The sequence below is a fragment of the Streptomyces sp. NPDC028910 genome, assembly GCF_055564955.1.
In genome coordinates, this window is the sequence record NZ_JBVHVF010000010.1 from 115,550 (window position 1) to 140,785 (window position 25,236).

Here is a 25,236-nt window from a genome sequence, read left to right on the forward strand (position 1 = left end):
GACATGACCGCAATGACGGGGGAGAGCGCCCTCCCCGGCGACGGCGTGCTCGGCCGCCCCCTGGACAGCCGTGAGGATCCGCAGCTGCTGCGCGGCGAGGCGACGTACGTGGCGGACATCGACCTGCCCGGCACCGCCCACATGGCCATCCTCGGCAGCACCGTGGCCCACGCGAAGATCCTCTCCATCGAGACCAAGGCCGCCGAGCAGTTGCCCGGCGTGCTGAAGGTGGCCACCGCGGCCGACTTCACCGACGTCATGCCGCTGCCCTGCATCTGGATACCCGGCGGGGTCGAGAGCCACTTCCCGCCGCACCCCTACGGACTTCCGGGCGCCCGCCCGGTCCTCACCGGCGACACCGTGCGGCACGTCGGCGACCCCATCGCCGTGGTCGTCGCCGAGACCCCGCGCCAGGCCGCCGCGGCGCTGGCCGCCATCTCCGTCGAGTACGAGCCGCTGCCCGTGGTCACCCGGGCCGACGAGGCGCTCGCCGACGGCGCGCCCCAGCTGCACGAGGCCGTCCCGGGCAACCTGAACGCGTACTGGACCTGCGGCGACAAGGACCGCACCGACGCGGCCATCGCCGAGGCCGAGGTCACGGTCGAGCTCGACCTCGTGAACCAGCGCACGATCAACAGCCCCATCGAGCCGCGCGGCGCGGTCGGCGACTACAACGCCGCCACCGGCGAGTACACGCTCTACGCCTCCACCCAGGGCCCGCACAACCACCGCTTCCTGCTCTCCGCGCTGGTCCTCGGCATCCCCTTCAACAAACTCCGGGTGATCGCCCCGACCGTCGGCGGCAGCTTCGGCACCAAGGGCTACCTCTACCCCGACATGCCCCTGGTCCTGCTGCTCTCCAAGGCCCTCGGGCGCCCCGTGAAGTGGGTGGACACCCGCACCGGACTGATGAACTCCACCGTCCAGGGCCGCGACCACCGCCAGCACGTCACCCTCGCCGGCACCCGCGACGGCCGCATCACCGCCGTGCGCTGCACCAGCTACGCCAACCTCGGCGCGTACCCCTCGACGATCGGCCCGGGTGTCGCCACCGCCCTGATGGGCCGCTCCATCAGCGGGATGTACGACATCGACGCGGCCTTCTGCGAGGTCTACGCCGCCTTCACCAACACCGTCTCGCTCGGCGCCCAGCGCGGCAGCGGGCGCGCCGAGGCCGCCTTCCTCATGGAGCGCCTGGTCGACCGGTACGCCTCCGAGATCGGCATGGACCCGGCGGCCGTGCGGCGCAAGAACCTGGTGCCGAAGGAGAAGTTCCCGTACGACAACGGCCTCGGCTGGACCTACGACTCCGGGAACTACCAGCTGAACTTCGACCGGGCGATCGAGCTGTCGGGCTACGCCGACATGCCCGCCCGCAAGGCCGAGGCCCGCACCCGCGGCAAGCGCCTCGGCGTCGGCCTCGCCACCTACGTCGCCATCTGCGGGGTCGGCCCCTCCACCCGGATGTCCCAGGAGGGCATGCTCGGCGGCACCTGGGAGAGCGCCAACATCCGCGTCCACCCCACCGGCGAGGTCACCGTCACCGTGGGCTCCGCCTCCACCGGCCAGAGCCACGGCACCGTCTTCGCGCAGGTCGCCGCCGACGAGCTCGGCATCGACCCGGACACCGTCCAGGTCCTCGAAGGCGACACGCAAAAGGCCCCGTACGGGCAGGGCACCTACGGCTCCCGCTCCTACAGCATGGCCGCGCCCGCCGTCGCCCTCACGGCCCGGAAGATCAAGAGCAAGCTGGTCCGGGCCGGCGCCGTCTTCCTGGGCGTTCCCGAGGACAAGGTGGTCTACGCGGACGGCAAGGTCCACGAAGAGGGCAACGAGGAGAACGCCAAGACCTTCGCCGAGCTGGCGATGGCCATGTGGTACGGCTGGGGGCTGCCCCCGGAGATCGAGCCGGCCCTCGACGAGACCACCCACTTCGACCCGCCGGACTTCAACTACCCCTTCGGGACGCACGTCGCCGTCGTCGAGATCGACGAACTGACCGGCGAGACCGAGGTGGTGGCCTACACCGCCGTCGACGACGCCGGGAACATCGGCAACCCGAAGATCGTCCTCGGCCAGATCGAGGGCAGCATCGTCCACGGCCTCGGCCAGGCCCTGATGGAGGTCGCCGAATACGACGAGAACGGGGGGCTCGTCAGCGCCGACCTGGGCCACTACGCCCTCCCGCGCGCCGCCGACGTGCCCTTCTTCGCGCTCGACAAGACCGTCACGCCCAGCCCGCACAACCCGCTCGGTGCCAAGGGCGCGGGCGAGATCGCCACCGTCCCGCCCGCCGCCGCCGTCGTCAACGCGGTCGTCGACGCCCTCTCCGACCTGGGCGTCCAGCACATCGACATGCCGGTCACCCCCGAGAAGGTCTGGCGCCGCCTGAGAGGGGAAGCCCAGTGATCCTCACCGACTTCGACTACGTCCGGCCCGCCGGCCTCGACGAGGCGCTGGCCCTGCTGTCCGGGACGCGCGGGGCCCGGGTACTGGCCGGGGGGCAGAGCCTGCTGCCCGACCTGCGCACCGGAGCCGAATGCGCCCGGCTGCTGGTCGACATCCGGCAGCTGGAAGAACTGCGCGGCATCGGGCGCACTCCCGGCGGCCGGCAGCTGCGGATCGGGGCCGTCACCACGCTCGCCGAGCTCGCCGCGGACCCGCTGGTGCTCGCCGAGGCGCCCGAACTGGCGGCCGCGGCCCGCTCCAACGGCGACCCGCAGGTCCGCAACCTCGGCACCGTCGGCGGGAACCTCGCCGCCGCCGGACGGGCCACCGACCTGCCGGTCGCCGCCATCGCCGCCGACGCCGTGGTCGAACTGGCCGGCCCCGGCGGCCGGTCGACCCAGACGGCCGAAGAGTTCGCGGCGGGCGACGCACCCGCCGGCACGGTCCTGACCGCCCTGCTGGTGCCCGCCGCCGGCCGGGCCGCCGCCTTCGAGAAGACCGCCGACCGGGCCACCCGCTACCCGGTGTGCGCCACCGCCGTACGGATCACTCCCGCCGGCCCGCGCATCGCCGTCACCGGGGCCACCTCCCGCGCGCTGCGGCTGCGCGGGGTCGAAGACCGGCTGCGCGGGGGCCCGTACGGCACGGACGCCGTGCTGGCCGCCTTCCGGGCCGAGCCGCGGGAGCTCTTCGTCCCGGGGCGCGGCACCTCGGCCGAATACCTCGGCCACCTGGCGGGGGTACTCACGGCCCGAGCCTTGCAGAGGGCCGAGCGGGCTCTCGCCTGACCCGCTCATCACCGGGTCCACCAGGGGCCCATCACGGGGGAGTTGAGTGAAGCAGTGGCCGAATCATCCAAGACGATCACGGGGGTAACCGTGCACCCAGCCGCCCATGCGGCCAGTGCGCCCAGAGGCTCCGGCTTTTGGGTGGTGGGCGCGGTCCTCGTCCTGCTGATGCTCTCCTCCTCCGTGCCCTCCGCCCTCTACGTGCTCTACCAGCAGAAGTGGGCGCTGTCCTCCGGCACCATCACGGTGGTCTTCGCCCTGTACGCGGTCACCGTGCTGGCGGGGCTGCTGCTGTTCGGCTCGCTCTCCGACACCCTGGGCCGGCGCCCGGTCCTGGCCGCCGGCCTGGTCCTGGCGATCGTCTCGATGGCCCTGTTCGCCGGAGCCCAGGGGCTCGGGCTGCTGCTCGCCGCCCGCGCCGTGCAGGGGCTGGCCGTGGGCCTCGCCACCGGGGCGATGGGTGCGGCCCTGCTGGAACTCAGCCCTCCCTCGCGGCCCGCGCTCGGCGCCCAGGTCAACAGCGCGGGCCCGACCGTGGGCATCGGGCTCGGCGGGATCGGGGCCGGACTGCTCGTCCAGTACGCGCCCGCGCCGACGGTGCTGAGCTACCTGCTGCTGATCGGGGCCTTCGCCGTGACCCTGGTGGGGGTGGCCCGGATGCGGGAGAGCGCGCCGGGCGCCGGGGGCCGCTTCCGGGTGGTCCCGCACCGGATCCACGTACCGGCGGGCGCCCGCGGCCGCTTCGCCGTCCTCGTGCTGACCATCGTCGCCGTCTGGTCGGTGGGCGGCTTCTACCTCTCGCTGGGCCCGCACCTGGCGCTCTCGCTGCTCCAGTCCACCAACTACCTCGTCGGCGGGGCCACGGTCGCCCTGCTCGCGGGCGCCGCCACCGTCGCCCAGCTGGTGCTCGGCCGCACCGAGGCGCTGCGCACCGCCGTGCTCGGGCTGTTCGGTCTGCTCACCGGGCTCGGCCTGGTGCTGCTGTCGCTCGGCCTGGGCTCGGCCGCCGTGTTCCTGGTGGCCACGGCGGTCCTGGGCAGTGGCTGGGGCGCAGCCTTCCTCGGCTCCTTCCGGGCGCTGAGCGGGCTCGCCGAACCGGCGCACCGTGGTGAACTGACCGCCGCCGTCTACGTCTTCGCGTACCTCGCGATGAGCGTGCCGGCGGTCCTCGCCGGGATGCTCACCAATATCCACGGGCTGCACCGCACCTCGGTCGGCTTCATGGCCGCCGTCGCCGGGGTCTGCGCGCTGGCCCTGCTGGCCACCCTGCGGCTGGCCGCCCGCACCAGGGCCGAGGGGAGCACGGTGTGAGCCCACGGGAGCTGAGGTCCGCCCTGCGCGGGCTGGAGATCTTCGCCGGGATCACCGAGGAACAGCTGGACTGGCTGGTCTCGGTCTCCGAGCCGCGGGTCCTGGCCGATGGTGAGGTGCTCTTCCGGGACGGCGAGGAGGCCACGGGCTTCCACGTCCTGCTCTCGGGCGGGCTGGTCGTGACCAAGGTCGTCGACGGCCGGGAGGAGGTGCTCACCCGGCACTCCACCGAGGAGGAGAGCGCAGCCGCCGAGGACCACGACGGCAAACCGTCGGCCGCCCACCGGTTCACCGGCGAGCTGCCGCTGCTGACCGACGGCGCGTACGTGGCGACGGCGGCCGCGAGCGGACCGTCGACCACCGTCGTGGCGTACTCCAAGGCGGTGTTCTTCGAGATGCTGACCCGCTGCCACGGGGTGGCCGCCGTACTGATCCCCGTGCTGGCCTGGCGGATCAAGTCCTCCGAGGTGCAGGCCCGCAAACGGGCCACCGTGGAAGCGCTCGGCACCCTCGCCGCCGGACTCGCGCACGAGCTGAACAACCCGGCCGCCGCCGTGGCGCGGGCCGCGCAGGAGCTGGCCCCCGCCCTGGAGCGGCTCACCCGTACCGCCCAGGCCTGGGGGGCGGCCGCCACGGGCGCGGAGCGCTCGGTCTTCGACCGGCTCGCCGAGGAGCTGGACAAGCTGGCGCCACCGGCGACCACCGACCCGCTCGCCCAGGCCGACGCCGAGGAGGAGATCGCCGACTGGGCCGAGGAGGCGGGCACCGAAGGGCCCGGCCTGCTCGGCTCGGGGGTCTCGGACCTCGGACTGGAGCTGGGCTGGCTGCTGGAGCGGCTGGAGGGCGTCGGCGAGCCCGCCCTGCCGTGCGCCCTGGACCACCTGGCGGCGCTGCTGGAGATCCGGTCGCTCGCCGCGGAGCTCCGGGCGGCGGGTCCCAGGATCTCCCAACTCGTCGCCGCCACCCGGGATTACGCCAATCTCGACCGGGCGCCCGAGCAGAGCTTCTCGGTGACCGACGGGCTGGAGAACACGCTGGTCGTGCTGCGTGCGAAGCTCGCGGGCATCAGTATCGTGCGCGCGTACGAGCCGGACCTGCCCGAACTGACGGGCTATCCGAGCGAGTTGAACCAGGTGTGGACCAACCTGGTCGACAACGCCGCCGAGGCCATGGAGGGCGCCGGCACCCTGACCCTGCGGGCCCGGGCCGAGGGCGTCTGCATGGTCGTGGAGATCGCCGACACCGGTCGCGGCATACCGGAGGAGTCCCTGCCGCGCATCTTCGAACCCTTCTACACCACCAAGGACGTGGGCAAGGGCACGGGCCTGGGGCTGCACCTGAGCTACCGCATCGTGACCCAGCGCCACCACGGATCGATCACCGCCCGCTCGCGTCCCGGCGAGACCCGGATGGTGGTCCGGCTGCCCTTCGCCGGCAGCGCCCGGTCCTGCGCCTGACCTGCCACAACACCCGACACGGCAGCCCGCCGTGGGGACCTGCCCCAGTTGAAACGGAGTCGACATGGCCACGTACGACATCGCCAAGCTGCACCCGGTGTTCGTCCGCCAGATGGACGCGCTGGCCGCCCTGGACATCGAGGCGGTGATGAAGAACTACACCGATGACGCCGTACTGCTGCGCTTCGAGGGGGCGTCGGTGGGTATCGAAGCAGTTCGCGAGACGTTCACCGGCTATCTCACCGTGAAGCCCACCCTCGTCGAACTCCAGGAGTACATCGAGACCGAGGACACCATCTTCTACCGCGCGATCATGAACCTGAACGGTGAACCGGAGCACGCGTTCGGGACACTTGTCGTCCGCGATGGCCGAATCTGGCGGCAGACTGCCGGGTTCGGCAGCTGACGGCCCGAATCTGGGTAGCGTGTGCGGGGAGGGCGGGGGAACGCCCTCCCCGTATGCGTCTCATACCGCGCGCGGCACGCTGCGCTCATTCAAGAAGTGGCAAAGGGGAGGCAATGGAAAACGAAACCGGGCGGATCGAGGCATTCAGTGATGGTGTATTCGCCATCATCATCACCATCCTCGTTCTGGAATTGAAGGTTCCGGAAGAAACAGGGTCCGAGTTCTGGCACGGAGTGCGGGAACAGTGGCCCCATTACGCCGCTTACGTGGTGAGCTTCCTCATCATCGGTGTGATGTGGGTGAACCACCACACCATCTTCAGTCACCTCAAGAGGGTCGACCGTCCCCTGTTGTTCCTGAATCTCCTGGTGCTGATGGTGGTCTCGGTGATTCCGTACACCACCAACGTCCTCGCCGAGCACCTCGTGGAGGAAGGCGGCTCGGCCAACGCGGCCGCGGTCCTCTACAGTGCCGTCACCGTCGCCTACGCCTTGGCGTTCCTGGCCTTCTGGTGGTACGTCACCCGGGTCGGCCACCTCTTCCACGAGCACGTGGACAAGGACGGCGCCCGGGCCACCCGGGTACGCTTCGGCCTCGGCGCCATCGCCTACCCGCTCACCGTCGCGCTGGCCTTCTACTCCGCGACGCTCACGCTTGTCGCACACTTCCTGATCGCGATCTACTATGCGGCGAACCAGATCCCCATCCCCCTCGTGGTAGAGGAAGAGCGGCTCGAAACTGCCAGCGACCTCAGGAAGTAGCCGCCGGGGCCTACGGCCGTTCTGCGGGGTCAAGTAGGGTATCGGATCTAGCTGGTCGCGGGGGAGGCCCAGATGGCTCGCGTAGTTCTGCCGGAGGATTCCACGAAGGAAATCTCCGAATTGATCGACGTCCTGATCTCTCTGCTCTTCGAGTCGTTACCCCGGCGGGACCAGCGAAACTGGGCCCGCGTTTATCTGAACGGCTTGGTACGGACCACCGGGAAGAAAACAATCCGTAACATTGCCGGAACAGGGGCCAGTTCCGTCGAACAGAGCCTGCAGCAGTTCATCAGCAAGTCCCCCTGGGACTGGACCCCGGTCCGCCGCTCCCTCGCGCAGCACCTCGAACGCACCGCACAGCGTCCCCTGGCCTGGGTGCTCCAGCCCATGGTCATAGAGAAGGCCGGCGACCGCTCGGTCGGCGTCGGCCGGCAGTTCGTCCCCCAGCTCGGCCGCACCGCCAACTGCCAGCAGGCCAGCGGGATCTGGCTCGCCTCCAGCGAAGCCAGCTTCCCCGTCGAATGGACCCTCACCCTCCCCGGGCCCTGGACCAGCGAACTCCTGCGGCGCCGGCGGGCCGGCATCCCCGACACCGCCCGCTCCCTCACCCCCGCCCAGGACGCCGTACACGCCGTCCAGCGGATGGCCGCCACCTGGCAACTCCAGCGCCGGCCCGTGGTGATGGAGGTCGCCAACTGCGATCTGCCGCAGAGCATCGAGTCCTTCACCCTCCAGGACATCCCCTTCGTCTTCAAGGTCGACGGCTCGCTGCCCGTCTCCTTCGGCGGCGCGGGCCGGCACAAACCCGGGCCGCACACCGCCCCCGCCCGCGAGCTCATCGACTCCCTGCGCTCCCAGCGCCGCGCCGTCGAATGGACCCGGCACGGCCGCGCCGAGGGCGCCGTGACCCTGCTGACCTCGGCCCCGATCTTCGCCACCCCCTGCGAGGACCGGCCCATGACCGCCCCGCCCATCCCGCTGCTGCTCGTCGGGGCCTGGACCGAAGCGGCCCTGCTGCCCTCCGAGTTCTGGATCACCAACATCGGCGACCGGCCGCTCGCCCAGCTCTTCCTGCTCGCGAAACTCACCGACCGGGTCTCCCTGGACTTCACGGAGACCTGCGAACCGGTCGGCATCCGGGACTTCGAGGGCCGCTCCTTCCGCGGCTGGCACCACCACGCCACCCTGGCGAGCGTGGCCCACGCCGCGAAACTGCTCGGCTCGCGGCCACAGGTGCCCGAGGGATACCCCGGACCCACCCGCTCCGCCGTCAGCCGGCCGGCCGTCGCGCCGGCCCGGCTCCCCGCACCACGGTCGGCGACCCCGGCCGTGCTGCCGCCCCGCCCGCACCTGCCCGGACCGACCCCGCGCCGCGAGTACATCCGCTGATGCTCGACATAGCCGACGAGCTGCGCGCGTGGTGCGCCGCGCAGCGGGAATTCGCGCTGGCCACCGTCGTCGCCGTCAGCGGGAGCGCGCCGAGGGGCCCCGGGGCCTCGCTCGCCGTCGACGACAAGGGCACCGCGCTTGGCTCCCTCTCCGGTGGCTGCGTGGAGTCCGCCGTGCACGAGCTGTGCCTCGACGCGATCGCCTCCGGCGAAGGCGGCCTGCACCGCTTCGGCTACAGCGACGACGACGCCTTCGCCGTGGGCCTGACCTGCGGGGGAGTCCTGGACGTGCTGGTCACCCCGGTGCGCGGGCACGACCCGGTGCGGCCCGTCCTCGGCTCGGTGCTCGACGCCGCCGCCGAGGGCGCACGGGCCGCGCTCGCCCGGGTTGTCTCCGGCCCGCCGCGGCAGCTGGGCCGGGCGCTCGCCGTCCACGCCGACGGTTCCTACGAGGGCGGGCTCGCCGGCGGCCCGGCCCTGGACCGGGCCGCGGCCGGGCGGGTACGGGAGCTGCTGCTGGCCGGGCGCACCGGCACCGCGGAGCTCGGCACGGCCGGCGGACTGTGCGGGGAGCCGCTGACCCTGCTCGTCGAGTCGGCCGCCGAGCCGCCCCGGCTCCTCGTCTACGGGGCCATCGACTTCGCCGCGGCCCTCGCCCGGATCGGCGCCTTCCTGGGCCACCAGGTCACCGTGTGTGACGCCCGGCCCGTCTTCGCGACCCCGGCCCGCTTCCCCGACGCCCACGAGGTGATCGTCGACTGGCCGCACCGGCACCTGGCCGCGCAATGGGAGGCGGGCCGCCTGGACTCCCGTACCGTCGTCTGCGTCCTCACCCACGACGCCAAATTCGACGTACCGCTGCTGGAGCTCGCCCTGCGGCTGCCGCTGGGCTACGTGGGAGCCATGGGATCGCGCCGCACCCACGCCGAACGCGAGAGACGGCTGCGGGAGGAGGGGGTGGCGGACTGCGCGCTGGCCCGGCTGCGCTCACCCATCGGCCTCGACCTCGGCGGCGGCACCCCCGAGGAGACGGCCCTGGCCATCGCCGCCGAATTCACGGCGGTCCGGCACGGCGGATCCGTGCTGCCGCTGGCCCGGCGCCAGGGACCGGTCCACCGGCGCGCCGAGCCGTCCGGGAGCAAGGTCCCGTAGGAACCGACCAGAGGGCCCGGTATGTCCTGGACGATCGGACCGGATCGTGTGAACGCCAGGTCATGGGAGAATGAAGTACGTGCGTTTCCTCGGCTCACCCGTCGGGGCCATTAGCAGGATCCTTCGATCGACTGGGATGTTCAGCACGTGCGTTTCCTCAATGACCTGAAGCCGCCGTACGACCTGACGTACGACGATGTGTTCATGGTGCCGAGCCGCTCCGCGGTCGGTTCCCGCCAGGGCGTGGACCTCTCCTCGCCCGACGGCACCGGCACCACCATTCCGCTGGTCGTGGCGAACATGACCGCCATCGCGGGCCGCCGGATGGCCGAGACGGTCGCCCGCCGCGGCGGCCTCGTCGTCATCCCGCAGGACATCCCGATCGAGATCGTCACCGACGTCATCTCCTGGGTGAAGACCCGCCACCTCGTGCTCGACACGCCGATCACGCTGGTCCCCACGCAGACGGTCGCCGACGCGCTGTCCCTGCTGCACAAGCGCGCCCACGGCGCCGGTGTCGTCGTCGACGCCGAGGACCGCCCGGTCGGCGTCGTCACCGAGCACGACCTGAGCGGTGTCGACCGCTTCACCCAGCTCTCCGAGGTCATGTCGAAGGAGCTGCTGCTCATCGACGCCGACATCGACCCCGGCGAGGCCTTCAACCAGCTCGACGCCGGCCACCGCAAGCTGGCCCCGGCCGTCGACAAGGACGGCAAGCTCGTCGGCATCCTCACCCGCAAGGCCGCCCTGCGCGCGACGCTCTACACGCCCGCCACCGACGCGAACGGCAAGCTGCGCATCGCGGCGGCCGTCGGGATCAACGGCGACTTCGTGCAGAAGGCCAAGCAGCTGCTCGACGCGGGCGTGGACACGCTCGTCATCGACACGGCGCACGGCCACCAGGAGTCGATGATCAACGCGATCAAGGCCGTCCGCGCGCTGGACCCGCAGGTCCCGATCGTGGCCGGCAACATCGTCGCCGCCGAGGGCGTCAAGGACCTGATCGACGCCGGCGCGGACATCATCAAGGTCGGTGTGGGCCCCGGCGCCATGTGCACCACCCGCATGATGACCGGCGTGGGCCGCCCGCAGTTCTCCGCGGTGCTGGAGTGCGCGGCCGAGGCGAAGAAGTACGGCAAGCACGTGTGGGCCGACGGCGGCGTCCGTCACCCGCGTGACGTGGCGATGGCGCTGGCCGCCGGCGCGTCCAACGTGATGATCGGCTCCTGGTTCGCCGGGACGTACGAGTCCCCGGGCGACCTGCAGCAGTCCGCCGACGGCCGCTTCTACAAGGAGTCCTTCGGCATGGCCTCCGCCCGCGCGGTGCAGAACCGCACGAGCGAGGAGTCGGCCTACGACCGGGCCCGCAAGGGTCTGTTCGAGGAGGGCATCTCCACCTCGCGGATGTTCCTCGACCCGGCCCGTCCGGGTGTGGAGGACCTGATCGACTCGATCATCGCGGGTGTGCGTTCCTCGTGCACGTACGCCGGTGCGGGGTCTCTCGCGGAGTTCGAGGAGAAGGCCGTGGTCGGCATCCAGTCCGCCGCCGGTTACGCCGAGGGCAAGCCGCTGCACGCCAGCTGGAGCTAGGCACTCACCGCCCGCCGGGGCTCCGCCCCGAACCCCGAACCCTGCGCCTCAAGCGCTGGCGGGGCTGGATTTCTCAGCCCGCCCGGCGTTTGAGGCGCGGCGTCGTTCAGGCGCGGGGAAGATGAGGTCCCGACGGGGAACTGTGCACGCCCGCGCGGTATTTGGGAATGCGCACGGTGACCTTCATGCCGGCGCCGACGCCCGTCTCGATGACCGGGCCGTACTCGTCCCCGTACACCTGGCGGATCCGCTCGTCGACATTGGGCAGCCCGATGCCGGAGGAGGAACCGCCGCGTTCCCCGGCCAGGATCCGGCGCAGCAGGGCCGGATCCATGCCCACCCCGTTGTCCTCGACGGTGATCACCGCCTCCGCGCCCGCGTCCTGCGCGGTGATCGTGATCCGGCACTCCCGCGTGGAGTCCTCCAGCCCGTGCTTGACGGCGTTCTCCACGAGGGGCTGCAGGCACAGGAAGGGCAGCGCCACCGGCAGCACCTCCGGCGCCACCTGCAGGGTCACCTTCAGCCGGTCGCCGAACCGGGCACCGGCCAGCGCCAGATACTGCTGGATGGAGCGCAACTCCTCGGCGAGGGTGGTGAAATCACCGTGGCGCCGGAAGGAGTACCGGGTGAAGTCCGCGAACTCCAGCAGCAGCTCCCGGGCCCGCTCCGGATCGGTCCGGACGAACGAGGCGATCGCCGCCAGGGAGTTGAAGATGAAATGCGGGGATATCTGCGCCCGCAGCGCCTTGATCTCCGCCTCCATCAGCCGGGTCCGCGAGCGGTCCAGCTCGGAGAGTTCCAGCTGGACGGACACCCACCGCGCGACCTCCGTCGCGGCCCGCACCAGCACCGCGGACTCCCGCGACCCGTACGCCACCAGCGCCCCCAGCATCCCGTCCTCGCCGGTCAGCGGGGCCACTACCGCCCACTTCAGCGGACAGTCGGGACGCTGGCACTCGGTCCGCACGCTCTGACTGCGCCCCGACTCCAGCATCACCGCCACCCGGGCCATCGCCCGCCGCTGGTGGTGGTCGGCGCCCGGGCCGTCCCAGGCCAGCACCGACTCCCGGTCGGTGAGGCACAGCGCCTCGGTGCCGAGCAGCGACCGCAGCCGCCGGGCGGCCTTGCGGGCGGCGTCCTCCGTCAGTCCGGCGCGCAGCGGGGGAGCGGCCAGCGAAGCGGTGTGCAGGGTGTGGAAGGTGGCCCGCTCCACCGGTGTCCCGAGGTCCAGCCCGGCCGCCCGTTCGCCGCGCCGGGCATGCCACCGGCCCGCCGCCCAGCCCGCGCCCAGCAGCAGGGCCGCACCCGCCACCGCCAGCACCGCCGGCAACGCCGCCGTCACCGGGGACCTCCCGTCCGGGCCCCGGCCACGATCTCCGGCAGGTGCAGCCGGGTCAGGGTGGCCGCCGTCCCGGCCGGGATCCGCGACCGGGTGGCCAGCGACACCGTCACCATCGTGAGGAAGCCGAGCGGCACCGACCACGCCGCCGGCCACGCCAGCAGGGTGTGCATCCAGCCCGCCGGAGCGAGGCCGGCCCGGGTCGCCAGCACCGCGCTCAGCGCCGCCCCGCCGCCCGTGACCAGCCCGGCCACCGCACCCGGCGGGGTCAGCCCGCGCCACCAGATGCCGAGCACCAGCAGCGGGCAGAACGAGGAGGCCGACACGGCGAAGGCCAGGCCCACCGCGTCCGCCACCGGCACCTCCGTGGCCGCCACGCTCCCGCCCAGCGGCACCAGGATCGCCACGAGCGCCGCCGAGCGGAAGCTCCGTACCCCGCGCGCCGGCAGCACGTCCTGGTGCAGCACCCCGGCCACCGCCATCGTCAGCCCCGAGGCCGTCGACAGGAACGCCGCGAAGGCGCCCCCGGCCAGCAGCGCCCCCAGCAGCTCGCCGAGCAGCCCGCCGAGCATCCGCTCGGGCAGCACCAGCACCGCCGCGTCCGCGTCGCCGGTGAGGGCCAGCTCGGGGGCGTAGATCCGGCCCAGCGCCCCGTACACGGGCGGCAGCAGGTAGAAGACGCCGACCAGCCCGAGCACGACCAGCGTGGTGCGCCGCGCGGCCCGCCCGTTGGGGCTGGTGTAGAACCGCACCGCGACGTGCGGCAGGCCCATCGTGCCGAGGAAGGTGGCCAGGACCAGCCCGTAGGTGGCGTACAGCCGGTACTGCGGCCGGTCCCCGGACACCGGCTCCGACCAGCTGGACACGCCGAGCCCCGGCTCCGCCCCGGTGGCCGGTACGGGCGTGTCCGGGGCGAACTCCAGCCGCGCGTGGGCCCGTACGGAATGCTGGCCGGCGGCCAGGGTCAGTGGGACCGAGACGTAGCTGCGGCCGTCCACCTGCCCGGTCACCGTCAGGGTCAGCGGCTTCTCCACGGACAGCCGCACGTCGTGCGCGAGCGTGACGGTGGTGTGCTCCCGGAAGACGGCCGGGGCGTCGAAGGTGGCCCGCGGCGCGCCGTCGCCGGCCCAGGCTGCGATCAGGAAGAAGGCGGGGACCAGCAGGGCGGTGAGTTTGAGCCAGTACTGGAAGGCCTGCACGAAGGTGATGCTGCGCATCCCGCCGGCGGCCACCGCCGCGCTCACCACGCAGGCGACGACCAGCCCCCCGACCCAGTGCGGGGCTCCGGTGAGGATCTCCAGGGTCAGCCCGGCCCCCTGCAACTGCGGCAGCAGGTACAGCCAGCCGACCCCGACCACGAACAGCACCGCGATCCGGCGCACCGCCTGGGACTCCAGCCGGGCCTCGGCGAAGTCGGGCAGCGTGTACGCGCCGGAGCGGCGCAGCGGGGCCGCCACCAGCACCAGCAGCACCACGTACCCGGCGGTGTAGCCCACGGGGTACCAGAGCATGTCGGGCCCCTGGAGCAGCACCAGCCCGGCCACCCCGAGGAAGGACGCGGCGGAGAGGTACTCCCCGCTGATGGCCGCCGCGTTCAGCCGGGGCCCCACCGTGCGCGAGGCGACGTAGAAGTCGGAAGTGGTCCGGGATATCCGCAGGCCCAGCGCGCCGACCAGGATCGTGACCAGGACGACGACGGCGACCGCGGTCAGCGCGTACGTCTGGTTCACCGGTCGGTCCTTCGGCTGGAGCAGAGGAGGGCTGACCGGAGTCTATGCACGCCCCCTGACCGGGCGACAGGCGCGATTCGGACCAGGCCGGGGGCGGCCGGGGCCAGCCCGGTCAGATCACCGGGTCGCGGTGTTCCGCGCAGTCGCGCAGGGCGATCTCCAGCTCCACGTACGATTCCTCCGCGCGCCGGAAGGCCAGCGTCAGGGCCGCCTCCGCGCGCGGCGGCACCTGCTCGCGGACGCCCTCGCCGGCCTCGTACAGGATGTCGGCCCAGCGGGCGGCCGCACTGCGGAGCCGGGCCAGCAGTGCCTCGGCCTCGGCGGGCCCGGCGGGCCGGGTGCGGGGCAGTCCGTTCAGGGCGTCGACCAGCGCCTGGATCTCGGACATCTCGCTCCTCCCGCGCCGGAAGATCCACGATACGCAGGGGCGACGGCACCGGCGGTCCGTTGACGCCGGCCGTGCGGCCGGCGGCTCCCGTGGATCGCCGTACGTCCCTCCCGGCGCGACGAACGGCGCCCGCGCGCGCCGGACGGTCGGCCGCGGGCGGGCGTCCGGGTCCGACCGGCGGTCCGGTTTCAGCCAGTGGCCTGACGCATCAGGAGGTCCCGCAGCTCCCGCGCGTGCCTGCGGCTGACCTGGAGTTCCGCCGACCCGACCCGGACACTGGTGCTCCCCGCGTCCAGCCGGATCTCGTCGATCCGGGACAGCGCCACCAGATGGCGGCGGTGGATCCGCACGAACCCGCGCGGCCCCCAGCGCTCCTCCAGCGTGGACACGGGGATCCGGACCAGGTGGCTGCCCTCGTCGGTGTGCAGGCGGGCGTAGTCGCCCTGCGCCTCCACGTAGGCGATGTCGGCGATCGGCACGAAGCGGGTGACCCCGCCCAGTTCGACGGCGATCTGGTCCGGGGCGCGGTCGGCGACGGTGACCTCGGCGGCCGGCCGGCGGGGCGGCGCCGCTGCCGGCGGGCTCGCCACCGCCTCGGCGGGCGACGGCGCCTCCTCGGGCCGGCCCAGTTGCGCGCAGGCGCGCCGGACGGCCTCGGCCAGCCGCTCCGGGCGCACGGGCTTGAGCACGTAGTCCACGGCCTTGAGGTCGAAGGCCTGTACGGCGAACCCCTCGTGGGCGGTGACGAACACGATCAGCGGCGGGCGTGCGAACCCGGCCAGCAGCCGGGCGATGTCGAGCCCGGTCAGCCCGGCCATGTGGATGTCGAGGAAGACCACGTCGATGCCGTCGGCCCCGTCCGGGCCGGACTCCAGTGCCCGGGTGACCCGGCGCAGGGCCTCGGTGGCGTCCGAGGCACCCTCCGCGCTGAGCACCCGGGGGTCCGAGCGCAGCAGGTAGAGCAGTTCCTCAAGGAGCGGCTTCTCGTCGTCGACGGCCAGTACGCGCAGCATGGGCCGAGTCTAGGGACGAGCGCGCCGGGGCGGAACGGGGCGCGGCCCCGCTCCGGGGGAGGAGGGCGGGGCCGCGCGAACCGTGGTGGGGGGGACAGGGGTCTACTGGACGGTGATGAGCTTGCCGTCGGGGGCGACGGCGTACCACGTGCCGCCCACGCCCTGGCCGTTGATGTCGCCGGGCTTCTTGTCACCGGCGAAGGTGTAGACGGGCCAGCAGTCGACGGTCTGCTGCTTCTTGCCGTCCGGGCGGTCCAGGACCAGGTAGTTGCGCTCGGTGATCCCCTTGGCGTCGGCCTTGTCCACCGGGGGGACGACCGGCCACTTGGTCAGGCAGTCACCGACGCACTTGGAGACCATCGGCCACGCGGTGTCCGGCTTGAACCGGTAGACGGTCATGCCCTTGCCGTCGACGATGTGGTCGCCCAGCTTGGGGTCCTTGACCACGGACAGCGCCGCGCCCGCCTGGGCCGCACCGCCGGCGGCCGGCGCCGCCTTCGCGGCCTTCTTGCCGTCCGGCGCGAACGCGAACCACACGCCGCCGACGCCCTGGCCGTTGATGTCGCCCGCCTTGGCGTCCTTGGCGAAGCGGTACGCGGGCCAGCCCGCCACCGTCAGCTGCTTGCTGCCGTCGCTGCGCACCACCTCGCCCAGCAGTGCCGGGTCCATGCCCGCCGCGGCGGTGGCATCGCCCGCGGCGACCACCGGCCAGGCCTTCTCGCAGTCCCCGTCGCAGTTCGACTTCGACGGCTTGGCGGTGTCCTTGTCGAAGCGGTAGAGGGTGAGCCCGGCGCTGTCGGTGAGGACCGGGCCGAGCTGGTCGTTGCCGGCGATCGCCAGCTGCCCGGCGGGCTCGGCACCCGATCCCCCGGCGGCGGCGGCCGGGGCCTGCGCGGGGGCCTGGGAGGCGGCCCCGGCCGGCTTGGTCGTGTCGCCGGCCGTGTCGTCGCCGGGGCCGCAGGCCGTCGCCGCGAGGACGACGGCGATCGCGGCCGCGGCCAGGGTGGTTCCGCGCTTGATGCCCATCTTGATCTCTCCCACGTGTGGTGTGCGTCGTGTCCGCCACCGTGGCGGCGTCAACTGTGCTCAGGACACGCCGCGGTGGACGAGATCCGTTCACCGCGTCCGGTGTGGGCTGTTTCACTCACCGCGCGCCGAACCCGGTGCGCCGCAGAGCCGTGGCCACAGCGAGGCCGAGGACCTGGTGTCCGCTGTCGTTGGGGTGCAGCCCGTCCGCCAGGTGTTCGGGACCGAGCAGGTCCCGGCCGGGGAGCACGGCGAGGCGGTCGTCCCCGGCGGCGATCCGGTCCCGCGCGGCGCGCTCCATCGCGTCCCGCAGGGCGCCCAGGGTGGCGCCGAGCTTGTTCGGGGTGCGCTCGGCGTCGGGCCGCAGTACGGGGGAGACCAGGAGCAGCGGGGTCCGCGGGTGCCCCTGCCGGACCAGTTCGAGGAACGCGCGCGTGGTCTCGTACAGCAGGGGCGCCGAGAAGGGCACCCGCGACCAGCAATTGGTGCCGAAGGCGAGCGTGAGGACGTCGGCGGGCAGGCCCGCGAGCTGTTCGGCGGTGGTGAGCTCGCCGCGCGCGGCGCCCGCGTAGCCGAGGTTGACCGTGTCCCAGCCGAGCGCCCGGCCGGTGACGGCGGGCCAGCCGTGCGCGGGGCGGGTGGACCACCAGCCCTCGGTGATCGAGTCGCCGTGCACCACCCAGCGCGGGGCGGGCGGCGCCGGGGCGAGGGGGCCGCCGATCCCGCGCAGACCGAGGACCAGCGGGGACTGGGTCTCGGGCGGGTGGATGGTGAACGGCCCGTGGCCCCCGCCCAGCTCGATCCGTACGACCGCCTCCGCGGCCGGTTCGGTGAACACCTCGGCGACCACCCCGTGCCGGTCCCACAGCGCGAAGCCGTGCGCGAGGTCGCGCAGGGCGTCGGTGGGGCCGGGCACGGTCGCCCGGTAGCGGATCTCCACCGCCCGCGCGGTCTCGGTGGTGAACTCCAGCCGGACCCCGATGGGCAGGGTGGACCGCTCGCCGGTGTCCCAGGGCAGGCGCATGGTGTCCGCCGGGTCGGCCCGCACCGGGCGCCCCTGGTCCAGCCAGGCGACCCCGCGCAGGAACGGCCCGGGGTCCTGCCACAGATCGAGGTCCATGGCGGCACGCTGCGGGATGTCTGACGAGCTGTCAAGAATGCCGGTCAAGGTCCGTTATGCAGCGATCGATCATCCACGCGCAACAAAGGACCATCTGGGGCAGATCCGCGCAACGATCGTGCGGCAATGTGCAAGGATGGTGCATTACGGGCGGTATCACTCAGCTCGTAGGCTCACTCGCTGTACGTGGAGTGGCGCGGACCGCCTGCTCGGCGGTCCCCCCATGCCCAGGCGGGCTCCTGCTCGCCTGCTCCTGCTCCGGATCGCCGCGGTCGACGCCTGAACCCCCACCCGCAGCGAAGAAGGAGTCCCCCCGTGCTCGACCACGGCCAGGCGCCACCCGCCACGACCGAGCCCCGCAGGCCCGCCCACCCGCTGCTCCGCCGCAAGCCGGTCGAGCAGCTGGTCGCCGAGGGCGGCCAGGGCGAGGGCGGCACGCTGCGCCGCTCGCTCACCATGTGGCAGCTGACGATGATCAGCATCGGCGCGACCCTGGGCACCGGCATCTTCGTCGTCCTCGGCGAAGCCGCCCCCAAGGCCGGCCCGGCCGTGACGATCTCGTTCATCATCGCGGGCCTGACCGCGCTGTTCTCGGCCCTGTCCTACGCCGAGCTCGCCGGCTCCGTCCCGGTCTCCGGCTCCTCGTACTCGTACACCTACGCCACCATGGGCGAGCTCATAGCCTGGGTCTGCGGCTGGTGCCTGGTCCTGGAGTACGCCGTGTCGGTCGCGGCCGTCGCCGTCGGCTGGGGCCAGTACCTCAACGAGCTCCTCGACGGGACCCTGGGCTTCACCATTCCCGAGGGCCTCTCCGCCCCGCTGGGCGAGGGCGGCTGGATCAACCTGCCCTCGCTGGTCGTCGTCCTGCTCGCGATGGTCTTCCTGATGCGCGGCGCCAAGGAGAGCGCCCGGATCAACACGATCATGGTCGCGGTGAAGGTCGTCACGCTGCTGCTCTTCATCGGCATCGGCGTCATGGGCATCAAGGCCGGCAACTACGCCCCGCTCGCCCCGCTCGGCATCACCGGCATCAGCGCCGCCGCCTCCACGCTCTTCTTCTCGTACATCGGCTTCGACGCAGCCTCCACCGCCGGTGAGGAAGCCAAGAACCCCAAGCGGGACCTGCCGCGCGCGATCATGCTCTCGCTCGGCATCGTCACCGTCCTGTACGTGCTCGTCGCCTTCGTCGCCGTCGGCGCCATGCCCTGGCAGGACTTCGAGGGCACCGAGGCGGCGCTCGCCCAGATCATGACCGACGTCACCGGCCACAGCTTCTGGGGCGTCGTCCTCGCGGCCGGCGCGGTCGTCGCCATCGCCTCCGTCGTCTTCGCCGTCCTCTACGGACAGACCCGCATCCTCTTCGCGATGTCCCGCGACGGCCTCGTCCCCAAGGCCTTCGCCAAGGTCGACGCGAAGACCGGCGTGCCCCGCGTCAACGTGCTGATCGTCTCGCTCTTCTGCGGAGCCCTCGCGGCCTTCATCCCGCTGGGTGAGCTGGCCAACGCCACCAGCATCGGCACGCTCTTCGCCTTCGGCCTGGTCAACGTGGCGGTCGTGATCCTGCGCCGCACCAAGCCCGACATGCCCCGCACCTTCAAGGTGGCGCTCTTCCCCGTCACCCCGATCCTCGGCTTCCTCGCCTGCGGCTACATGATGTACAGCCTGCCGGTCGCCACGTGGGTCGCTTTCGGTGGCTGGATGGCGCTCGGGCTCGTGATCTACTTCTTCTACGGCATGCGCCGCTCCAGCCTGGCCACTGTGGCCGCCGTGGCCCCCTCGGCCCCGGAGGCCGCTGAACAGAAGTGATTCACCCCCCGTGCGACTGAACGATCTCGACGAACGCATCGTGCACGCCCTCGCCGAGGACGCCCGCCGCTCCTTCGCGGACATCGGCTCCGAGGTCGGGCTCTCCGCCCCCGCCGTGAAGCGGCGCGTGGACCGGCTGCGCGCCGAAGGCGCCATCACGGGCTTCACCGTCCGCGTGGACCCGGCCGCCATGGGCTGGGAGACCGAGGGCTTCATCGAGATCTACTGCCGCCACAACACCTCGCCGGACGACATCCGGCGAGGACTGGAGCGCTACCCCGAGGTGGTGTCCGCGTCGACCGTCACCGGCGACGCGGACGCCCTCGTCCAGGTGTTCGCCTCCGACATGCGGCACTTCGAGCGGGTGCTGGAGCGCATCGCGGGCGAGCCCTTCGTGGAACGCACCAAGTCGGTCCTCGTCCTCTCGCCCCTGCTCCGCCGCTTCACCTCTGGCGCGCCCGCCTGACCGCTCGAGGCCGGGCCCCAGGTCCTTCAGGTGCACCCCCGCCCGCCCAGCCGCGCCCCCGCGCAACGAATCGCCGTACGGGCGGCAGAACACGCAACGAATCGATGCTCGGAGCGCAACGGTCACGGCTTGTCCCGGTCGAAGGCGTAAACGTACCGTTTTACGACCCCACCCCACCCGTCACAGAGGACCGCCCATGCCCCCGCTGCGCACCGCCCTCCTCCAGAGCTCCGGAGCTCTCGGTGACACCGCCGAGAACCTCAAGGCGCTCGACGAGGCCGCGGCGCGCGCCGCACAGAGCGGGGCCGGGCTCCTCGTGACCTCGGAGATGTTCCTGACCGGCTACGCGCTGGACGTCGAGGACATCGCCGGCCTCGCCGAGCCGGCCGACGGCGAATCCGCGCACGCCATCGCCGGGATCGCCCGCCGCCACGGCGTCGCCGTCCTGTACGGCTACCCGGAGCGGGCGGGCGACGCCGTCTACAACGCGGCGCAGCTCATCGGCCCCGACGGGGTCCCGCTCGCGAACTACCGCAAGACCCACCTCTTCGGCTGCTTCGAGCAGGACGCCTTCACCCCCGGCGACATCCCCGTCGTCCAGGCGGACCTCGGCGGCCTCCGCATCGGCATCATGATCTGCTACGACGTGGAATTCCCCGAGAACGTCCGGGCCCACGCACTGGCCGGCACCGACCTCCTCCTGGTGCCGACCGCGCAGATGCACCCGTTCCAGTTCGTCGCCGAACAGCTCGTCCCCGTACGGGCCTTCGAGAACCAGATGTACATCGCGTACGTCAACCGCACCGGCCCGGAAGGCGAATTCGAGTTCATCGGACTCAGCTGCCTGGCGAGCCCCGACGGGGTCACCCGGACCCGGGCCGGCCGCGGCGAGGAGCTGGTGTTCGGCGAGGCCGATCCCGAGCTGCTGGCCGCCTCGCGCGAGAACAACCCCTACCTGCGCGACCGCCGCCCCGGGCTCTACGCCTCCCTCGTCTAAGCCCTCTTCCTCCCCCTCAGCCCTGCCGCAAGGAGACGTAGCCCCATGACGTCCACGGTGCCCACCACCGCCGTCCCGCACAGCGACGGACAGCCGCCGATCACCATGTTCGGCCCGGACTTCCCGTACGCGTACGACGACTTCCTCGCCCACCCGGCGGGCCTCGGTCAGATACCCGCGACCGAACTCGGCACCGAGGTCGCCGTCATCGGCGGCGGGCTGTCCGGCATCATCTCGGCGTACGAGCTGATGAAGATGGGCCTCAAGCCCGTCGTGTACGAGGCCGACCAGATCGGCGGCCGGCTGCGCACCGTCGGTTTCGAGGGCGCCGGCACGGAGGGGCTGACCGCGGAGATGGGCGCCATGCGCTTCCCGCCGTCCTCCACGGCCCTGCAGCACTACATCGACCTCGTCGGCCTGGTCACCGAGCCCTTCCCGAACCCGCTGGCCGAGGCCACCCCCTCCACGGTCGTGGACCTCAAGGGCGAGACGCACTACGCCGAGACCATCGCCGACCTCCCGCAGGTCTACCGCGACGTCGCCGCCGCGTGGAACGCCTGCCTCGACGAGGGCGCCGACTTCTCCGACATGAACACCGCGATGCGCGAGCGGGACGTCCCGCGCATCCGCGAGATCTGGGCCAAGCTCGTCGAGAAGCTCGACGACGAGACCTTCTACGGCTTCCTCTGCAAGTCCGAGGCCTTCCAGTCCTTCCGCAAGCGCGAGATCTTCGGCCAGGTCGGCTTCGGCACGGGCGGCTGGGACACCGACTTCCCGAACTCCATCCTGGAGATCCTGCGCGTCGTCTACACCGAGGCCGACGACCACCACCGCGGCATCGTGGGCGGCTCGCAGCAGCTCCCGCTGCGCCTGTGGGAGCGCGAGCCCGAGAAGATCGTGCACTGGGCCCAGGGCACCTCGCTGTCCGCCCTGCACGAGGGCGCCCCGCGCCCGGCGGTGACCCGTCTGCACCGCACGGCGGGCAACCGCATCACGGTCACCGACTCCTCCGGCGACATCCGCACGTACCGGGCCGCGATCTTCACGGCCCAGTCCTGGATGCTCCTGTCGAAGATCGAGTGCGACGACACGCTCTTCCCGATCGATCACTGGACGGCGATCGAGCGCACCCACTACATGGAGTCCAGCAAGCTCTTCATCCCGGTCGACCGCCCCTTCTGGCTCGACAAGGACGAGGAGACGGGCCGCGACGTCATGTCGATGACCCTGACCGACCGGATGACCCGCGGCACCTACCTTCTGGACAACGGTCCGGACCAGCCCGCCGTCATCTGCCTCTCCTACACCTGGTGCGACGACAGCCTGAAGTGGCTGCCGCTGTCCGCGAACGAGCGGATGGAGGTCATGCTGAAGTCCCTCGGCGAGATCTACCCGAAGGTCGACATCCGCCGCCACATCATCGGCAACCCGGTGACCGTGTCCTGGGAGAACGAGCCCTACTTCATGGGCGCGTTCAAGGCCAACCTCCCCGGCCACTACCGCTACCAGCGCCGCCTGTTCACCCACTTCATGCAGGACCGCCTCCCCGAGGACAAGCGCGGCATCTTCCTCGCGGGCGACGACATCTCCTGGACGGCCGGCTGGGCCGAGGGCGCGGTCCAGACCGCCCTCAACGCCGTCTGGGGCGTCATGCACCACCTCGGCGGCTCCACGGACGCCACCAACCCGGGCCCGGGCGACGTCTACGACGACATCGCCCCGGTCGAACTCCCGGAGGACTGACCTCCCCGGGAACCCCGTGACCACGGGCCGCCCCCGCGCACGAGCGCGGCGGCGGCCCGTTCTCACGTCTCCGCCCGGAGGCGGTGCGTGGCGGAGCTGGTCACCGGGCCAGGCTGACGGGGCGTACGCGCGGGTCGCCCCCGGCTTTCTGCCCGACGGGGGTCAGCAGGCAGCGGCCGACCAGGCCTACTCCCGCGTCCAGGGATTGCCGGAAGTCCTCGGCCAGTTCGGGGGAGCGGCGCAGGGTCCACAGCAGGCGGGCCGCCGCCCAGGCGCCCGCGCGGGCGCGCTCCAGGCTCCACGAGCCGACCAGATGGGTCAGCGGGTCGGCGACCTCCAGGAGGTCCGGCCCCGGCATCAGGTCCTCCCGGATGCGTTCCTCCAGGGAGACCAGGGTGTCGCCGACCCGGTCGAAGTCGGCCTCCAGGGCGGACGGGGCGCAGTCCAGCACGCGGCAGGTGGACACCACCGCCACCGCCAGGTCGTGGCCGATGTGCGCGTTGATCCCGGCCAGCGCGTGCTGCAGCGGACGCACGCCCGGGTGGCGGCGGTACTGGAACAGCGGGCGCCAGCACGCCGGAGCCCGCTCCGCCTCCACCGCCGCCAGGTACCGCTCCGCGAACCGCACGCTGAGCGTCTGCGCCCGCCGCGGCGCCGGGAACCCCCCGTGCTCGATCCGCCGGTGCAGGGTCTCCGTCACCGTCAGGTAGACCCGGTTGAAGACGGCGACACCGTCCTGCGGCGGGAGCCGCTCGTCCAGGGCGCGCATCCGCGCCAGCACCGCTTCCATGGGAGGCAGGGTCGCAGGCGCCGGCGCGGATCCGGGGAACTTGGCCGTACGCTTCCCCGGTTCGGGCGAAACTCCGTCAATGGGGCTTGTCCTGCGGCTCTCCGGCGTCGTCGTAGGCGGAGGCGCCCGCGTCGAGCAGGGGCTCCTGCTGCTTCAGGTGCGCGGGGGCGAAGTACCGCAGCGCGTGGTAGCCCGTGATCACCACGATCGTGCCCAGCGCGATGCCGCCCAGCTCGAAGCTGTCGGTGATGTGCAGGGTGACGCCGCCGACGCCGATGATGATGCCCGCCGCGGCCGGCACCAGGTTCAGCGGATTGCGCAGATCCACCCGGCCGTTGATCCAGATCTGGGCGCCGAGCAGGCCGATCATGCCGTAGAGGATGACGGTGATGCCGCCGAGCACCCCGCCCGGGATCGCGGCGACGACCGCGCCGAACTTGGGGCACAGTCCGAAGAGCAGCGCGAAGCCCGCCGCCGCCCAGTACGCCGCCGTGGAGTAGACCCGGGTGGCCGCCATGACGCCGATGTTCTCGGAGTACGTGGTGTTCGGCGGGCCGCCGACCGCCGTGGACAGCATGGACGCGGCTCCGTCCGCGGCGATGGCCGTGCCCAGCTCGTCGTCGAGGGGGTCCCCGGTCATCTCGCCGACGGCCTTGATGTGCCCGGCGTTCTCGGCGATCAGCGCGATCACCACGGGCAGGGCGATCAGGATCGCCGACCACTCGAAGGCCGGCGCGTGGAAGGACGGCAGCCCGATCCAGTCGGCCTCGGCGACCCGGGAGAGGTCCAGCCGCCAGTGGTCCACGGCCTCGGCCCCGCCCATCGGGGAGTGGATCCTGCCGAAGATCCGGTCGAAGACCCAGGAGATCCCGTACCCGAAGAGCAGGCCGAGGAAGATCGCGATGCGCGACCAGAAGCCGCGCAGGCACACCACGGCCAGCCCGGTGAACAGCATCACCAGCAGCGCCGTCCACTGGTCCTGCGGGAAGTACGTGCTCGCCGTCACCGGCGCCAGGTTGAAGCCGATCAGCATCACCACCGCGCCCGTCACCACCGGCGGCATCGCCGCGTGGATGATGCGGGCGCCGAAGCGCTGGACGGCGAGCCCGGACAGGAAGAGCGCCGCACCGACGACGAAGACGGCGCCGGTGACGACCGCGCTGTCCCCGCCCGAGGCCCGGATCGCCGCCGCGACGCCGACGAAGGACAGCGAGCAGCCCAGGTAGGAGGGGACGCGGCCGCGCGTCGCGAGGAGGAAGATCACCGTCGCGACGCCGGACATCATGATCGCCAGGTTCGGGTCCAGACCCATCAGCACCGGCGCGACGAAACTCGCGCCGAACATCGCCACGACGTGCTGGGCGCCCAGCCCGGCGGTCCGCGGCCACGACAGCCGCTCCTCCGGCCGGACCACCGCGCCGGGGGCGGGAGTCCGCCCGTCTCCGTGCAGGGTCCAGCCCACGCCGAGGCCCATGTTCCACTCCTCTTCTCCGGACGAGCACGGCTCCGGCCACTCA

Annotated in this window: 21 protein-coding genes; 13 read left to right on the plus strand and 8 right to left on the minus strand. The window is 72.3% G+C overall.

All coding sequences use genetic code 11. The annotated features are described in order from the left end of the window. Nucleotides 1-3: 3 nt before the first annotated feature. The 9 genes from ACZ4TV_RS15375 (at nt 4) to ACZ4TV_RS15415 (ending at nt 11,301) form a co-directional block, all read left to right on the plus strand. On the plus strand, nt 4-2,409 hold the full coding sequence (locus ACZ4TV_RS15375) for a xanthine dehydrogenase family protein molybdopterin-binding subunit (protein WP_468134706.1): 2,406 nt from the start codon (nt 4-6) through the stop codon (nt 2,407-2,409). After that, complete coding sequence (locus ACZ4TV_RS15380; RefSeq protein ID WP_468134708.1) at nt 2,406-3,236, plus strand: FAD binding domain-containing protein; 831 nt, start codon at nt 2,406-2,408, stop codon at nt 3,234-3,236. The genes ACZ4TV_RS15375 and ACZ4TV_RS15380 overlap by 4 nt, the downstream gene beginning before the upstream one ends. A 141-nt stretch (nt 3,237-3,377) precedes the next feature. Continuing rightward, a complete protein-coding gene (locus tag ACZ4TV_RS15385; RefSeq protein WP_468134710.1) occupies nt 3,378-4,547 on the plus strand; it encodes an MFS transporter in 1,170 nt (389 codons plus the stop codon). After that, on the plus strand, nt 4,544-6,004 hold the full coding sequence (locus tag ACZ4TV_RS15390) for an ATP-binding protein (protein ID WP_468134712.1): 1,461 nt from the start codon (nt 4,544-4,546) through the stop codon (nt 6,002-6,004). The genes ACZ4TV_RS15385 and ACZ4TV_RS15390 overlap by 4 nt, the downstream gene beginning before the upstream one ends. Before the next feature lie 64 nt (nt 6,005-6,068). Then, a complete protein-coding gene (locus ACZ4TV_RS15395; protein ID WP_468134714.1) occupies nt 6,069-6,410 on the plus strand; it encodes a nuclear transport factor 2 family protein in 342 nt (113 codons plus the stop codon). Between the two features lie 113 nt (nt 6,411-6,523). Further along, entirely contained in the window at nt 6,524-7,171 is a 648-nt protein-coding gene (locus tag ACZ4TV_RS15400; RefSeq protein ID WP_468134716.1) for a TMEM175 family protein, read from the plus strand. 72 nt (nt 7,172-7,243) lie between these two features. Next, nucleotides 7,244-8,560 (plus strand): IS701 family transposase, encoded by a 1,317-nt coding sequence (locus ACZ4TV_RS15405; protein WP_468134717.1) that lies wholly within the window; start codon nt 7,244-7,246, stop codon nt 8,558-8,560. Beyond that, nucleotides 8,560-9,711, plus strand: coding sequence for an XdhC family protein (locus ACZ4TV_RS15410; protein ID WP_468134719.1), 1,152 nt, complete (start codon nt 8,560-8,562; stop codon nt 9,709-9,711). Before ACZ4TV_RS15405 ends, ACZ4TV_RS15410 begins: the two co-directional genes overlap by 1 nt. A 147-nt stretch (nt 9,712-9,858) precedes the next feature. Next, a complete protein-coding gene (locus tag ACZ4TV_RS15415) occupies nt 9,859-11,301 on the plus strand; it encodes a GuaB1 family IMP dehydrogenase-related protein (protein WP_468134721.1) in 1,443 nt (480 codons plus the stop codon). Between the two features lie 106 nt (nt 11,302-11,407). Here ACZ4TV_RS15415 and ACZ4TV_RS15420 read toward each other — a convergent pair whose 3' ends face one another. From ACZ4TV_RS15420 to ACZ4TV_RS15445, 6 genes are all read right to left on the minus strand, one after another. Beyond that, nucleotides 11,408-12,643, minus strand: a complete 1,236-nt coding sequence (locus tag ACZ4TV_RS15420; protein ID WP_468134723.1) for a sensor histidine kinase — start codon at nt 12,641-12,643, stop codon at nt 11,408-11,410. Further along, nucleotides 12,640-14,370, minus strand: a complete 1,731-nt coding sequence (locus tag ACZ4TV_RS15425) for a sodium/solute symporter (RefSeq protein ID WP_468134725.1) — start codon at nt 14,368-14,370, stop codon at nt 12,640-12,642. Before ACZ4TV_RS15425 ends, ACZ4TV_RS15420 begins: the two co-directional genes overlap by 4 nt. 112 nt (nt 14,371-14,482) lie before the next feature. Then, complete coding sequence (locus tag ACZ4TV_RS15430) at nt 14,483-14,758, minus strand: hypothetical protein (RefSeq protein ID WP_468134727.1); 276 nt, start codon at nt 14,756-14,758, stop codon at nt 14,483-14,485. Between the two features lie 188 nt (nt 14,759-14,946). Then, nucleotides 14,947-15,771 (minus strand): LytR/AlgR family response regulator transcription factor, encoded by an 825-nt coding sequence (locus tag ACZ4TV_RS15435; protein WP_468134729.1) that lies wholly within the window; start codon nt 15,769-15,771, stop codon nt 14,947-14,949. A gap of 102 nt (nt 15,772-15,873) precedes the next feature. Then, a complete protein-coding gene (locus tag ACZ4TV_RS15440; protein WP_468134731.1) occupies nt 15,874-16,797 on the minus strand; it encodes an SCO0930 family lipoprotein in 924 nt (307 codons plus the stop codon). A gap of 118 nt (nt 16,798-16,915) precedes the next feature. After that, nucleotides 16,916-17,917, minus strand: coding sequence for a GDSL-type esterase/lipase family protein (locus ACZ4TV_RS15445; RefSeq protein ID WP_468134733.1), 1,002 nt, complete (start codon nt 17,915-17,917; stop codon nt 16,916-16,918). Nucleotides 17,918-18,232: 315 nt separating this feature from the next. Between ACZ4TV_RS15445 and ACZ4TV_RS15450 the strand changes: the two genes are divergently transcribed. The 4 genes from ACZ4TV_RS15450 (at nt 18,233) to ACZ4TV_RS15465 (ending at nt 22,929) form a co-directional block, all read left to right on the plus strand. Further along, on the plus strand, nt 18,233-19,723 hold the full coding sequence (locus ACZ4TV_RS15450; RefSeq protein WP_468134735.1) for an amino acid permease: 1,491 nt from the start codon (nt 18,233-18,235) through the stop codon (nt 19,721-19,723). 10 nt (nt 19,724-19,733) lie between these two features. Further along, nucleotides 19,734-20,189, plus strand: coding sequence for an Lrp/AsnC family transcriptional regulator (locus ACZ4TV_RS15455; RefSeq protein ID WP_468134737.1), 456 nt, complete (start codon nt 19,734-19,736; stop codon nt 20,187-20,189). Nucleotides 20,190-20,385: 196 nt separating this feature from the next. Next, nucleotides 20,386-21,186 carry a carbon-nitrogen hydrolase family protein gene (locus ACZ4TV_RS15460; RefSeq protein ID WP_468134739.1) on the plus strand — a complete coding sequence of 267 codons (801 nt, stop codon included), beginning with the start codon at nt 20,386-20,388 and terminating at the stop codon, nt 21,184-21,186. A gap of 45 nt (nt 21,187-21,231) precedes the next feature. Continuing rightward, nucleotides 21,232-22,929: a flavin monoamine oxidase family protein gene (locus ACZ4TV_RS15465; RefSeq protein ID WP_468134741.1), complete on the plus strand. Its 1,698-nt coding sequence runs from the start codon at nt 21,232-21,234 to the stop codon at nt 22,927-22,929. Between the two features lie 100 nt (nt 22,930-23,029). Here the strand turns inward: ACZ4TV_RS15465 and ACZ4TV_RS15470 are convergent, their stop codons facing one another. Beyond that, nucleotides 23,030-23,719, minus strand: coding sequence for a DUF5995 family protein (locus tag ACZ4TV_RS15470; RefSeq protein WP_468134743.1), 690 nt, complete (start codon nt 23,717-23,719; stop codon nt 23,030-23,032). 76 nt (nt 23,720-23,795) lie between these two features. Further along, a complete protein-coding gene (locus ACZ4TV_RS15475; protein WP_468134745.1) occupies nt 23,796-25,193 on the minus strand; it encodes a uracil-xanthine permease family protein in 1,398 nt (465 codons plus the stop codon). Between the last annotated feature and the right edge of the window lie 43 nt (nt 25,194-25,236).